Here is a 13,600-nt window from a genome sequence, read left to right as displayed (position 1 = left end):
CCTTAAACATTAAAATGTGAGCACTTTATCGGCTGACAGCGTCCATTGCGCCAGTTCCACAAGAGTACCGATTTCCACCCCATCAATCAGAGGAAGTGTACTAATCCCGCGCCCGTCGGTACAGGTTTTGCACAATTTCACCGGTACATTCTGAGCGGTAAGGATCTCCAGCATTTGCTGAATGTTGTAGCCTTCCCCTGGTTTTTGCCCGCGCAACCCGGCTGTGACCGCATCAGACATCAGGAACAGACGCAGATCCAGATTGCTCTCCTGCTCTCGTAACGCAATGGCCAGCCGCAAGCTGTTAAACAAGGATTCGCTCCCGTAAGGTGCGCCATTGGCAACGATCACGATTTTTTGCATTATTTACTCCTGTATTCAGGGAATTAGACACTCATCTTCTATCTTACTGCTTCTGCAGCGTCTGACCAATCGGTCACATTTTTAAGGATTTTCCTGAAAGCGCGAGAAAATACGACAAAAGTTGCCAGTAATCGTTATTCTTTAAGGCTATGGTTTTTCATTTTTTACCGGAAGTTACCGACGTTTTGAGCCGTTTCGTTCCTCGCATTATTCCGTTTTATTTACTCTTGCTGGCGGCAGGCGGTACAGCTAACGCACAATCTACCTTCGAGCAAAAAGCGGCAAATCCCTTTGATAATAACAATGATGGTCTGCCGGATTTAGGCATGGCACCTGAAAATCATGATGGGGAAAAACACTTTGCTGAAATTGTGAAAGATTTCGGCGAAACCAGTATGAATGATAACGGGCTGGATACTGGCGAGCAGGCAAAAGCTTTCGCATTGGGAAAAGTCCGCGACGCGCTTAGTCAACAGGTTAATCAGCACGTAGAGTCGTGGCTATCACCGTGGGGAAATGCCAGTGTTGACGTCAAAGTGGATAACGAAGGTCATTTTACCGGCAGTCGTGGAAGCTGGTTTGTGCCGTTACAAGATAATGATCGTTATCTCACCTGGAGCCAGCTTGGTCTTACTCAGCAGGATGATGGGCTGGTGAGCAATGTGGGCGTTGGGCAACGCTGGGCGCGCGGCAGCTGGCTGGTGGGTTATAACACTTTTTATGACAACTTGCTGGATGAAAATCTTCAGCGAGCGGGCTTTGGTGCCGAAGCGTGGGGCGAATATTTGCGACTATCGGCAAACTTTTATCAGCCGTTTGCTGCATGGCATGAACAGACAGCCACGCAGGAACAACGGATGGCGCGCGGGTACGACCTGACAGCCCGGATGCGCATGCCGTTCTATCAACACCTCAATACCAGTGTCAGCGTAGAACAGTATTTTGGTGATCGTGTTGATTTGTTTAACTCTGGTACGGGTTATCACAATCCCGTCGCGTTGAGTCTGGGATTAAATTACACCCCTGTGCCATTAGTCACTGTGACGGCCCAGCATAAACAGGGTGAAAGTGGCGAAAATCAAAATAACCTCGGACTGAATCTTAATTACCGCTTTGGTGTACCGCTCAAAAAACAACTTTCTGCGGGCGAGGTTGCCGAAAGTCAGTCGTTACGTGGTAGTCGCTATGATAATCCGCAGCGAAATAATCTACCGACTCTTGAGTACCGACAGCGAAAAACGTTAACGGTGTTTCTGGCGACACCGCCGTGGGATCTAAAACCTGGCGAAACAGTGCCGCTGAAATTACAAATCCGCAGTCGTTACGGTATTCGGCAACTGATTTGGCAGGGCGATACGCAGATATTAAGTTTGACGCCGGGCGCACAAGCCAACAGCGCGGAGGGCTGGACGCTGATCATGCCTGACTGGCAGAACGGGGAAGGGGCGAGCAATCACTGGCGATTGTCGGTGGTGGTGGAAGATAACCAGGGGCAGCGTGTCTCCTCCAATGAGATCACGCTAACGCTTGTCGAACCGTTCGACGCATTGTCAAACGACGAACTGCGCTGGGAACCGTAATCAGAAAATGCGCTCCTGATGCACCCATACCGCTGCTTCCACGCGAGACTTGAGCTTCATTTTCTTCAGCATGTGCTTGACGTGCACTTTTACTGTGCTTTCGGTGATGTCCAGGCGGCGGGCAATCATCTTGTTCGGCAAACCCTGGGCAATCAGCTTGAGAATATCGCGCTCGCGTGGGGTTAACTGGTTAACATCGCGCTCAGTCGTGGCACGGTTAGCGCGCAAGCTGGCGGCCAGAACAGGCGTTAATGCTTCGCTTAATACCATTTCGCCAGCAGCTGCCTGATGCAATGCTTTCAGCAGATCTTCCGGTTCCATATCTTTTAACAGATAGCCATCCGCGCCGCGTTTCAGTGCGGTGACCACATCTTCTTCATGGTTAGAGACGCTGAATACCACAATGCGCCCTGAGAGGGACTTTTCGCGCAGTTTATCCAGCGTTTCCAGACCGTTCATGCCGGGCATATTGAGATCTAACAGGATCAGATCGGGATCAAGAGATTCCGCCAGTTCAATACCCTGTTCGCCATTACTCGCTTCGCCAACCACGGTGATATCTGGTGCCATACTGATAAGCTGTTTTACGCCAGTTCGCAGCATCGGGTGATCGTCAATCAGCAGGATAGTAGCCGGTTCCTGATTACTCATGGGTATCTCCTTGGACGTCTGTGAAAGTTTTTTCGGGAATAAAGGTGACCACCACTTCGGTGCCACCTGATTCACGACGGCGGACGCGGCAATCGCCTCGTAAACTTTGCGCACGGTCGCGCATTATTATCATGCCGTAGTGATTGCTGCGGATGGCATTTTCAGGCACGCCGCAGCCGTTATCCTGGACGGTCAGTTTGACCTGATTATCGTTTTGCGCCACCGTCACCACGACCTCACTCGCTTGCGAATGTTTGAGGGCGTTACTTAATGCCTCACGGGCAATTTGCAACAAGTGGATTGCCTGATGCGAAGGCACCAGACGAGGCGGCAATTGATAATCCAGCTTCACCGGGAAGCCAAATTTGGCGCTGTACTCTTCGCAACTCGCCTCCAGCGCCGGACGTAATCCAGGCTCGGTGAGCTGCAAGCGGAATGTGGTGAGCAATTCACGCAACTGCGCCCAGGATGCATTCAGTTCGTTACGGATCTGACTTAACAGTTCGCGGCTGCTTTCTGGCAGCGCATCGCCCTGCATCTGTAAACAACTCACCTGCATCTTCATGCAAGAGAGAGATTGGGCAATAGAATCATGCAGTTCGCGCGCAATGGTGGCACGCTCTTCCATAACGATCAACTGTTGCTGACGTTCCTGATGGCGATCCAGCGCCAGCGTGGCGGTGAGTTGTTCAACCAGGGTATCCACCAGTTGTTGTTGATCATGGCTAAGATGACGCCCCTGCGGCAGGGTCGCCAGCAAAATACCGTACTGCGTATGAGAGTCAGCCAGCCGCCACTTCAGGGTCGTGCCGCGATCACCAACGGGTAATACGCCGCGCGGGCAGAGCTGGCAGCCTTTATCATCACAAGTCATATCTGGCTGGCAGGTAAACTCCTGATGATTCTCTTCATCATCAGTGTCATACACCCGCAGTTCGATATCACGTAGCAGGGTTAAATTCTGTAAGCCGTTGAGTACAGGTGACAGGCGTTCACACAGCGGGGCGCGGGAATGCAAACGGCGGTTAGCCTGCCATAAAAAAGAGAGGATCTGATTTTTATGCTCCAGCCCGGCGGTTTTCTCCTGAACCCGCTGCTCAAGTACGGCATAACTTTCGGCCAGTTCTGCAGACATATTGTTCAACGCAGTTCCAAGCATCGCCATTTCGTTGCGCCCGCTGATGTTTGCGCGTTGGGTAAAATCGCGATGGCTGACGGCACTCGCCATTGCCAGCAGTTGCCGCCACGGTTGTAGCAGTCGCGCCCGCAACCAGATAATAGTGAACACCAGTAAAAGTGCCATAAATACCGCCATTACCCGATGGACCAGTACCACTGTCTCAATACGCATTTCCGTGGTGCGGTCAAAACCAGATACCAGCTGATCAAGCCCGGCAACAAACTGGCTGACATCCGCTGATACCGTTTCTCGGTTTTGTGCCCGCATCAGCGCAGGGATCAGTTCATTACGCCAGTAATCTTGTAAACCCTGTAATTGCGCCAGTTGTCCGTCTCGTTCTGCTGCTCGAGTCAACTCGGCGCTAAATGCCGTTTGTTCCATCTCTTTAATTAAGGGCTTGTCTTTCTCGCTTAATGGCACTGCTGCCAACAGACGGTAACTTTGCATGCGCAGCGATCCCGCTTTGTTGATCGCATGGGCGCTGCCCTGAACGCCTTGCACCAGCCAGCCAGAAACCGCCATCCCTGCCAGTCCAATAGCAGTAGAAAGCAACACAATAAGCGCAACCTGATTAACCAGGGTGAGCGGAGAGAGACAACGTTTAAGCATGTAAACCTCTTCCTTCAGGCTTTAAATGAGCAATAACCTTAATGAATGTGACGATACATTCTGGAATGGCAGTATTCTCGGCTATTGGCTGAAGTATACCCATACCCGGAAAGGGTTACTCCTTATTTGCCGTGTGGTTAGTCGCTTTACATCGGTAAGGGTAGGGATTCTACAGCACCGTGAAAAATCTCATAATTTTTATGAAATCACTGTACTCACTATGGGTAATGATAAATATCAATGATAGATAAAGTTATCTTATCGTTTGATTTACATCAAATTGCCTTTAGCTACAGACACTAAGGTGGCAGACATCGAAACGAGTATCAGAGGTGTCTATGAGTCACTCATCCGCCCCCGAAAGGGCTACTGGAGCTGTCATTACAGATTGGCGACCGGAAGATCCTGCGTTCTGGCAACAACGCGGTCAACGTATTGCCAGCCGCAACCTGTGGATTTCCGTTCCCTGTCTGCTGCTGGCGTTTTGCGTATGGATGTTGTTCAGCGCTGTTGCGGTGAACTTACCGAAAGTCGGTTTTAATTTTACGACCGATCAGCTATTTATGTTGACTGCGCTGCCTTCGGTTTCTGGCGCGTTATTACGTGTTCCATACTCCTTTATGGTTCCTATCTTCGGTGGTCGTCGCTGGACGGCGTTCAGCACCGGTATTCTGATTATTCCTTGCGTCTGGCTGGGGTTTGCCGTGCAGGATACCTCCACGCCTTATAGCGTCTTCATCATCATCTCTCTGCTGTGCGGCTTTGCTGGCGCGAACTTCGCTTCCAGTATGGCAAACATCAGCTTCTTCTTTCCGAAACAGAAGCAGGGTGGCGCGCTGGGTCTGAATGGTGGTCTGGGCAACATGGGCGTCAGCGTCATGCAGTTGGTTGCTCCGCTGGTGGTATCACTGTCGATTTTCGCAGTATTTGGTAGCCAGGGCGTCAAACAGCCGGATGGGACTGAGCTGTATCTGGCGAATGCGTCCTGGATATGGGTGCCGTTCCTTGCCATCTTCACCATTGCGGCGTGGTTTGGCATGAACGATCTTGCTACCTCGAAAGCCTCCATCAAGGAGCAGTTGCCGGTACTCAAACGGGGGCATCTGTGGATTATGAGCCTGCTGTATCTGGCAACCTTCGGCTCCTTTATCGGCTTCTCCGCGGGCTTTGCGATGCTGTCAAAAACGCAGTTCCCGGATGTTCAGATTCTGCAATACGCTTTCTTCGGGCCGTTTATTGGTGCGCTGGCGCGTTCTGCAGGTGGTGCATTATCTGACCGTCTGGGCGGAACTCGTGTCACGCTGGTGAACTTTATTCTGATGGCGATTTTCAGCGGCCTGCTGTTCCTGACCTTACCGACTGACGGGCAGGGCGGGAGCTTCATGGCGTTCTTCGCGGTCTTCCTGGCGCTGTTCCTGACAGCTGGGCTGGGTAGTGGTTCCACTTTCCAGATGATTTCAGTGATCTTCCGTAAACTGACAATGGATCGCGTGAAAGCAGAAGGGGGGTCTGACGAACGTGCGATGCGTGAAGCGGCAACCGACACGGCGGCGGCGTTGGGTTTCATCTCTGCGATTGGCGCGATTGGTGGCTTCTTTATCCCGAAAGCGTTCGGTAGCTCGCTGGCATTAACGGGTTCGCCAGTCGGCGCAATGAAAGTATTTTTGATTTTCTATATCGCCTGCGTAGTGATTACTTGGGCGGTATATGGTCGGCATTCTAAAAAATAAATCTTAATATTTGATTATCCTTTGCGCGGCATGATGTCGCGCTTTTTTTATGCGTCATTTAGTTACAACATACTAATGTTATATGGTTTATTTCGCCGGATTTCATTAAGAGCCTTTAATATGTTACCCATGGGGAATACTCCTTAATACCCATTTGCATAAAAATCTTAATAGTTTAAATAACTACAGGTATAAAACGTCTTAATTTACAGCATGTTATGCTGTAACTGTTAATTATCCTAAAGGGGTATCTTAGGAATTTACTTTATTTTTCATCCCCATCACTCTTGATCGTTATCAATTCCCACGCTGTTTCAGAGCGTTATCTTGCCCTTAAACATTAGCAATGTCGATTTATCAGAGGGCCGACAGGCTCCCACAGGAGAAAACCGATGAGTAAATTCCTGGACCGGTTTCGCTACTTCAAACAGAAGGGTGAAACCTTTGCCGATGGGCATGGCCAGCTTCTCAATACCAACCGTGACTGGGAGGATGGATATCGCCAGCGTTGGCAGCATGACAAAATCGTCCGCTCTACCCACGGGGTAAACTGCACCGGCTCCTGCAGCTGGAAAATCTACGTCAAAAACGGTCTGGTCACCTGGGAAACCCAGCAGACTGACTATCCGCGTACCCGTCCGGATCTGCCAAACCATGAACCTCGCGGCTGCCCGCGCGGTGCCAGCTACTCCTGGTATCTTTACAGTGCCAACCGCCTGAAATACCCGATGATGCGCAAACGCCTTATGAAAATGTGGCGTGAAGCGAAGGCGCTGCATAGCGATCCGGTTGAGGCATGGGCTTCTATCATTGAAGACGCCGATAAAGCGAAAAGCTTTAAGCAGGCGCGTGGACGCGGTGGTTTTGTTCGTTCTTCCTGGCAGGAGGTGAACGAACTGATCGCCGCATCTAACGTTTACACCATCAAAAACTACGGCCCGGACCGTGTTGCTGGTTTCTCGCCAATTCCGGCAATGTCGATGGTTTCTTACGCATCGGGTGCACGCTATCTCTCGCTGATTGGCGGTACTTGCTTAAGCTTCTACGACTGGTACTGCGACCTGCCTCCTGCGTCTCCGCAAACCTGGGGCGAGCAAACTGACGTACCGGAATCTGCTGACTGGTACAACTCCAGCTACATCATCGCCTGGGGTTCAAACGTGCCGCAGACGCGTACCCCGGATGCTCACTTCTTTACTGAAGTGCGTTACAAAGGCACCAAAACTGTTGCCGTCACACCAGACTACGCTGAAATCGCCAAACTGTGCGATCTGTGGCTGGCACCGAAACAGGGCACCGATGCGGCAATGGCGCTGGCGATGGGCCACGTAATGCTGCGTGAATTCCACCTCGACAACCCAAGCCAGTATTTCACCGACTATGTGCGTCGCTACACCGACATGCCGATGCTGGTGATGCTGGAAGAACGCGACGGTTACTACGCTGCAGGTCGTATGCTGCGCGCTGCTGATCTGGTGGATGCGCTGGGTCAGGAAAACAATCCGGAATGGAAAACTGTCGCCTTTAATACCAATGGCGAAATGGTTGCGCCGAACGGTTCTATTGGCTTCCGCTGGGGCGAGAAGGGCAAATGGAATCTTGAGCAGCGCGACGGCAAAACTGGCGAAGAAACCGAGCTGCAACTGAGCCTGCTGGGTAGCCAGGATGAGATCGCTGAGGTGGGCTTCCCGTACTTTGGTGGCGACGGCACGGAACACTTCAACAAAGTGGAACTGGAAAACGTGCTCCTGCACAAGCTGCCGGTGAAACGCCTGCAACTGGCTGACGGCAGCACCGCTCTGGTGACCACCGTTTACGATCTGACGCTGGCAAACTACGGTCTGGAACGTGGCCTGAACGACGTTAACTGTGCAACCAGCTATGACGATGTGAAAGCTTATACCCCGGCCTGGGCCGAGCAGATTACCGGCGTTTCTCGCAGCCAGATTATTCGCATCGCCCGTGAATTTGCCGATAACGCTGATAAAACGCACGGTCGTTCGATGATTATCGTCGGTGCGGGGCTGAACCACTGGTATCACCTCGATATGAACTATCGTGGTCTGATCAACATGCTGATTTTCTGCGGCTGTGTCGGTCAGAGCGGGGGCGGCTGGGCGCACTATGTAGGTCAGGAAAAACTGCGTCCGCAAACCGGCTGGCAGCCGCTGGCGTTTGCCCTTGACTGGCAGCGTCCGGCGCGTCACATGAACAGCACTTCTTATTTCTATAACCACTCCAGCCAGTGGCGTTATGAAACCGTGACTGCGGAAGAGTTGCTGTCGCCGATGGCGGATAAATCCCGTTATACCGGACACCTGATCGACTTTAACGTCCGTGCAGAACGCATGGGCTGGCTGCCGTCTGCACCGCAGTTAGGCACTAACCCGCTGACTATCGCTGGCGAAGCGGAAAAAGCCGGGATGAATCCGGTGGACTATACGGTGAAATCCCTGAAAGAGGGTTCCATCCGTTTTGCGGCAGAACAACCAGAAAACGGTAAAAACCACCCGCGCAACCTGTTCATCTGGCGTTCTAACCTGCTCGGTTCTTCCGGTAAAGGTCATGAGTTTATGCTCAAGTACCTGCTGGGGACGGAGCACGGTATCCAGGGTAAAGATCTGGGGCAGCAGGGCGGCGTGAAGCCGGAAGAAGTGGACTGGCAGGACAATGGTCTGGAAGGCAAGCTGGATCTGGTGGTTACGCTGGACTTCCGTCTGTCGAGCACCTGTCTCTATTCCGACATCATTTTGCCGACGGCGACCTGGTACGAAAAAGACGACATGAATACTTCGGATATGCATCCGTTTATTCACCCGCTATCTGCGGCGGTCGATCCGGCCTGGGAAGCGAAAAGCGACTGGGAAATCTACAAAGCCATCGCGAAGAAATTCTCCGAAGTGTGCGTCGGCCATCTGGGTAAAGAAACCGACATCGTCACGCTGCCTATCCAGCACGACTCTGCCGCTGAACTGGCGCAGCCGCTGGATGTGAAAGACTGGAAAAAAGGCGAATGCGACCTGATCCCAGGCAAAACTGCACCGCACATTATGGTCGTAGAGCGCGATTATCCGGCAACTTACGAACGCTTTACCTCTATCGGCCCGCTGATGGAGAAAATCGGTAACGGCGGTAAAGGGATTGCCTGGAACACCCAGAGCGAGATGGATCTGCTGCGTAAGCTCAACTACACCAAAGCGGAAGGTCCGGCGAAAGGCCAGCCGATGCTGAACACCGCAATTGATGCGGCAGAGATGATCCTGACACTGGCACCGGAAACCAACGGTCAGGTAGCCGTGAAAGCCTGGGCTGCCCTGAGCGAATTTACCGGTCGTGACCATACGCATCTGGCGCTGAATAAAGAAGACGAGAAGATCCGCTTCCGCGATATTCAGGCACAGCCGCGCAAAATTATCTCCAGCCCGACCTGGTCTGGTCTGGAAGATGAACACGTTTCTTACAACGCCGGTTACACCAACGTTCACGAGCTGATCCCATGGCGTACGCTCTCTGGTCGTCAGCAACTGTATCAGGATCACCAGTGGATGCGTGATTTCGGTGAAAGCCTGCTGGTTTATCGTCCGCCGATCGACACCCGTTCGGTGAAAGAAGTGATAGGCCAGAAATCCAACGGCAACCCGGAAAAAGCGCTCAACTTCCTGACGCCGCACCAGAAGTGGGGTATCCACTCCACCTACAGCGACAACCTGCTGATGCTGACTTTAGGTCGCGGTGGTCCGGTGGTCTGGTTGAGTGAAGCCGATGCCAAAGATCTGGGTATCGCCGATAACGACTGGATTGAAGTATTCAACAGCAACGGTGCTCTGACTGCCCGTGCGGTTGTCAGCCAGCGTGTTCCGGCAGGGATGACCATGATGTACCACGCGCAGGAACGTATCGTTAACCTGCCTGGTTCGGAAATTACCCAACAGCGTGGTGGTATCCATAACTCGGTCACCCGTATCACGCCGAAACCGACGCATATGATCGGCGGCTATGCCCATCTGGCATACGGCTTTAACTACTACGGCACCGTAGGTTCTAACCGCGATGAGTTTGTTGTAGTGCGTAAGATGAAGAACATTGACTGGTTAGATGGCGAAGGCAATGACCAGGTACAGGAGAGCGTAAAATGAAAATTCGTTCACAAGTCGGCATGGTGCTGAATCTCGATAAGTGCATCGGCTGCCACACCTGTTCAGTTACCTGTAAAAACGTCTGGACCAGCCGTGAAGGCGTGGAATACGCGTGGTTCAACAACGTGGAAACCAAGCCGGGCCAGGGCTTCCCGACTGACTGGGAAAACCAGGAAAAATACAAAGGCGGCTGGATCCGTAAAATCAACGGCAAACTGCAGCCGCGCATGGGTAACCGTGCCATGCTGCTGGGTAAAATCTTCGCTAACCCGCATCTGCCGGGGATCGACGATTATTACGAGCCGTTCGATTTTGACTATCAGAACCTGCATACCGCGCCGGAAGGCAGCAAATCGCAGCCGATTGCCCGTCCGCGTTCGCTGATTACCGGGGAACGGATGGCGAAAATCGAAAAAGGGCCGAACTGGGAAGATGACCTGGGCGGTGAGTTTGACAAACTGGCGAAAGACAAGAACTTCGACAACATCCAGAAGGCGATGTATAGCCAGTTCGAAAACACCTTCATGATGTATTTGCCGCGCCTGTGCGAACACTGCCTGAACCCGGCATGTGTGGCGACTTGCCCGAGCGGTGCGATTTACAAGCGTGAAGAAGATGGCATCGTCCTGATCGACCAGGATAAATGCCGTGGCTGGCGTATGTGCATCACCGGATGCCCGTACAAAAAAATCTACTTCAACTGGAAGAGCGGTAAGTCTGAGAAGTGCATCTTCTGCTATCCGCGTATTGAAGCGGGTCAGCCGACCGTGTGCTCAGAAACCTGTGTCGGTCGTATCCGTTATCTTGGCGTGCTGCTGTACGATGCCGACGCGATTGAACGTGCAGCCAGCACCGAGAACGAGAAAGATCTCTACCAGCGTCAGCTGGAGGTGTTCCTCGATCCGAACGATCCGAAAGTCATCGAGCAGGCGATTAAAGACGGTATTCCGCTGAGCGTTATTGAAGCTGCACAGCAGTCGCCGGTTTATAAAATGGCAATGGAATGGAAACTGGCGCTGCCGCTGCATCCAGAATATCGCACACTGCCGATGGTCTGGTACGTGCCGCCTCTGTCTCCGATTCAGTCTGCAGCAGACGCGGGTGAGCTGGGTAGCAACGGCATTCTGCCAGACGTCGAAAGCCTGCGTATTCCGGTACAATATCTGGCGAATCTGCTGACCGCCGGTGATACCAAACCGGTACTGCGCGCGCTGAAACGTATGCTGGCGATGCGTCATTACAAACGTGCTGAAACCGTTGACGGTAAAGTTGATACCCGTGCGCTGGAAGAGGTCGGTCTGACCGAAGCCCAGGCACAGGAGATGTACCGTTATCTGGCGATTGCTAACTACGAAGATCGCTTTGTGGTGCCGAGTAGTCATCGTGAACTGGCACGGGAAGCCTTCCCGGAGAAAAATGGCTGCGGCTTTACCTTTGGTGATGGCTGCCACGGTTCAGATACCAAATTCAATCTGTTCAACAGCCGTCGTATCGATGCCATCGATGTGACCAGCAAAACGGAGCCGCATCCATGATCGAACTCGTGATTGTATCGCGTCTCCTTGAATATCCGGATGCTGCCTTATGGCAGCATCAACAAGAGATGTTTGAGGCGATTGCCGCGTCGAAAAATCTGCCAAAAGAGGATGCCCATGCGCTGGGCATTTTCCTGCGCGATTTAACGACGATGGATCCGCTCGATGCCCAGGCGCAGTACAGCGAACTGTTCGACCGTGGCCGCGCCACGTCACTGTTGCTGTTTGAACATGTGCACGGCGAATCCCGCGACCGCGGCCAGGCGATGGTGGACCTGCTGGCGCAGTACGAGCAGCACGGCTTGCAGTTAAACAGCCGCGAATTGCCGGATCATCTGCCGCTGTATCTGGAGTACCTGTCGCAGCTGCCGCAAAGCGAAGCCGTGGAAGGTTTGAAAGATATCGCGCCGATTCTGGCATTGCTGAGCGCGCGTCTGCAACAGCGTGAAAGCCGTTATGCCGTGCTGTTTGATCTGCTGCTGAAATTGGCCAATACCGCTATCGACAGCGACAAAGTGGCGGAAAAAATTGCCGACGAAGCGCGTGATGATACGCCGCAGGCGCTGGATGCTGTCTGGGAAGAAGAGCAGGTTAAATTCTTTGCTGACAAAGGCTGCGGTGATTCAGCAATCACTGCTCATCAGCGTCGCTTTGCCGGTGCCGTCGCGCCGCAATATCTGAATATCACCACCGGAGGACAGCACTAATGCAATTCCTGAATATGTTCTTCTTTGATATCTACCCGTATATAGCCGGGGCGGTCTTCCTGATTGGTAGCTGGCTGCGTTATGACTACGGGCAGTACACCTGGCGCGCGGCGTCCAGCCAGATGCTGGATCGCAAAGGGATGAACCTGGCGTCGAACCTGTTCCATATCGGTATTCTGGGGATTTTTGTCGGTCACTTCTTCGGTATGCTGACGCCGCACTGGATGTATGAAGCCTGGCTGCCGATTGAAGTGAAACAGAAAATGGCGATGTTTGCTGGTGGTGCCAGCGGCGTGCTGTGTCTGATTGGCGGCGTGCTGTTGCTTAAGCGTCGTCTGTTCAGCCCACGCGTGCGTGCAACCACTACCGGAGCGGATATCCTGATCCTGTCGCTGCTCGTTATCCAGTGCGCGCTGGGCCTGCTGACCATTCCATTCTCCGCTCAGCATATGGACGGTAGCGAGATGCTGAAACTGGTTGGCTGGGCGCAGTCGGTGGTGACCTTCCACGGTGGCGCTTCTCAACACCTCGATGGTGTGGCGTTTATCTTCCGTCTACACCTGGTGCTGGGGATGACGTTATTCCTGCTGTTCCCGTTCTCGCGTCTGGTACACATCTGGAGCGTACCGGTGGAGTATCTGACACGTAAGTACCAGCTGGTGCGCGCTCGTCACTAAGCGAATTTTAGTTCACATAGACCCTGCTTCGGCGGGGTTTTTTTATGGGCACGGTGCGGGGTGAGTTGTCGGATGCGCTTCGCTTATCCGACCTACAGGGGAGGATATTGTAGGTCCGGTAAACGCGGTGCCATCGGGCAGAATTAGCTCGGAGTAACAGGTTTTGAGTATTTCAGGAAGAAATGGTGGTGGGGGAAGGATTACTCAGCGCTGCGCGCTTCGCCCTTCGGGTCGTTGCCTGCGGCAACGCTTTCTCATTGGCGCTCGAGTCGAACCTTGGTCGAAGCTTCTCATCCTTCCCCGCATGGGCAGAATATTTAATTGCGGATTCGTTTGAGAGTTTACGGACTTTTGAAAAGTGATGGTGGTGGGGGAAGGATTACTCAGCGCTGCGCGCTTCGCCCTTCGGGTCGTTGCCTGCGGCAACGCTCT

The 13,600-nt window shown here is 52.8% G+C and carries 9 protein-coding genes and 2 other RNA genes; 6 read left to right on the top strand and 5 right to left on the bottom strand.

Going from position 1 to position 13,600, the window contains the following annotated elements; genetic code table 11:
* Positions 1-9 precede the first annotated feature (9 nt).
* Positions 10-363: a DsrE/F sulfur relay family protein YchN gene (gene ychN / locus OQV04_RS16645; RefSeq protein ID WP_001169669.1), complete on the bottom strand. Its 354-nt coding sequence runs from the start codon at positions 361-363 to the stop codon at positions 10-12.
* 185 nt (positions 364-548) lie between these two features.
* Between ychN and ychO the strand changes: the two genes are divergently transcribed.
* Entirely contained in the window at positions 549-1,943 is a 1,395-nt protein-coding gene (ychO, locus tag OQV04_RS16640) for an inverse autotransporter invasin YchO (protein ID WP_001718153.1), read from the top strand.
* Here the strand turns inward: ychO and narL are convergent, their stop codons facing one another.
* Together narL and narX are read right to left on the bottom strand one after the other, a co-directional pair.
* The gene (gene narL / locus OQV04_RS16635) at positions 1,944-2,594 is read right to left on the bottom strand and encodes a two-component system response regulator NarL (protein WP_000070491.1); all 651 of its coding nucleotides are present in this window, start codon (positions 2,592-2,594) and stop codon (positions 1,944-1,946) included. It lies immediately after the preceding gene.
* Complete coding sequence (gene narX / locus OQV04_RS16630) at positions 2,587-4,383, bottom strand: nitrate/nitrite two-component system sensor histidine kinase NarX (RefSeq protein WP_000918073.1); 1,797 nt, start codon at positions 4,381-4,383, stop codon at positions 2,587-2,589. The genes narL and narX overlap by 8 nt, the downstream gene beginning before the upstream one ends.
* 338 nt (positions 4,384-4,721) lie before the next feature.
* Here narX and narK point away from each other — a divergent pair, with 338 nt between their 5' ends.
* The 5 genes from narK (at position 4,722) to narI (ending at position 13,168) form a co-directional block, all read left to right on the top strand.
* Complete coding sequence (narK, locus tag OQV04_RS16625) at positions 4,722-6,113, top strand: nitrate transporter NarK (RefSeq protein WP_000019827.1); 1,392 nt, start codon at positions 4,722-4,724, stop codon at positions 6,111-6,113.
* A 392-nt stretch (positions 6,114-6,505) separates the two neighbouring features.
* Complete coding sequence (locus OQV04_RS16620; protein WP_000032935.1) at positions 6,506-10,249, top strand: nitrate reductase subunit alpha; 3,744 nt, start codon at positions 6,506-6,508, stop codon at positions 10,247-10,249.
* Positions 10,246-11,784: a nitrate reductase subunit beta gene (gene narH / locus OQV04_RS16615; RefSeq protein WP_000702660.1), complete on the top strand. Its 1,539-nt coding sequence runs from the start codon at positions 10,246-10,248 to the stop codon at positions 11,782-11,784. Before OQV04_RS16620 ends, narH begins: the two co-directional genes overlap by 4 nt.
* A complete protein-coding gene (gene narJ, locus OQV04_RS16610) occupies positions 11,781-12,491 on the top strand; it encodes a nitrate reductase molybdenum cofactor assembly chaperone (protein WP_000571687.1) in 711 nt (236 codons plus the stop codon). Before narH ends, narJ begins: the two co-directional genes overlap by 4 nt.
* Positions 12,491-13,168: a respiratory nitrate reductase subunit gamma gene (gene narI / locus OQV04_RS16605; protein WP_151322901.1), complete on the top strand. Its 678-nt coding sequence runs from the start codon at positions 12,491-12,493 to the stop codon at positions 13,166-13,168. Before narJ ends, narI begins: the two co-directional genes overlap by 1 nt.
* A 183-nt stretch (positions 13,169-13,351) precedes the next feature.
* On the opposite strand, the gene OQV04_RS16600 is transcribed toward narI, so the two are convergent.
* Positions 13,352-13,483: non-coding RNA, RtT sRNA (locus tag OQV04_RS16600), on the bottom strand.
* A 47-nt stretch (positions 13,484-13,530) separates the two neighbouring features.
* Positions 13,531-13,600: non-coding RNA, RtT sRNA (locus OQV04_RS16595), on the bottom strand; the annotation flags it as partial.

This window comes from Escherichia sp. Lx600-2, assembly GCF_036662595.1.
In the GTDB taxonomy this organism is placed as follows: Bacteria; Pseudomonadota; Gammaproteobacteria; order Enterobacterales; family Enterobacteriaceae; genus Escherichia; species Escherichia coli.
The sequence above is the reverse complement of the archived record's forward strand: the minus strand, read 5'-3'. Positions and strand labels throughout refer to the sequence as shown.

Excerpts from the sequence above, each read along its gene's own strand:
- ychN (WP_001169669.1), bottom strand. The coding sequence starts at position 363 with ATGCAAAAAATCGTGATCGTTGCCAATGGCGCACCTTACGGGAGCGAA.
- narL (WP_000070491.1), bottom strand. The coding sequence starts at position 2,594 with ATGAGTAATCAGGAACCGGCTACTATCCTGCTGATTGACGATCACCCG.
- narX (WP_000918073.1), bottom strand. The coding sequence starts at position 4,383 with ATGCTTAAACGTTGTCTCTCTCCGCTCACCCTGGTTAATCAGGTTGCG.
- narK (WP_000019827.1), top strand. The coding sequence starts at position 4,722 with ATGAGTCACTCATCCGCCCCCGAAAGGGCTACTGGAGCTGTCATTACA.
- OQV04_RS16620 (WP_000032935.1), top strand. The coding sequence starts at position 6,506 with ATGAGTAAATTCCTGGACCGGTTTCGCTACTTCAAACAGAAGGGTGAA.
- narH (WP_000702660.1), top strand. The coding sequence starts at position 10,246 with ATGAAAATTCGTTCACAAGTCGGCATGGTGCTGAATCTCGATAAGTGC.
- narJ (WP_000571687.1), top strand. The coding sequence starts at position 11,781 with ATGATCGAACTCGTGATTGTATCGCGTCTCCTTGAATATCCGGATGCT.
- narI (WP_151322901.1), top strand. The coding sequence starts at position 12,491 with ATGCAATTCCTGAATATGTTCTTCTTTGATATCTACCCGTATATAGCC.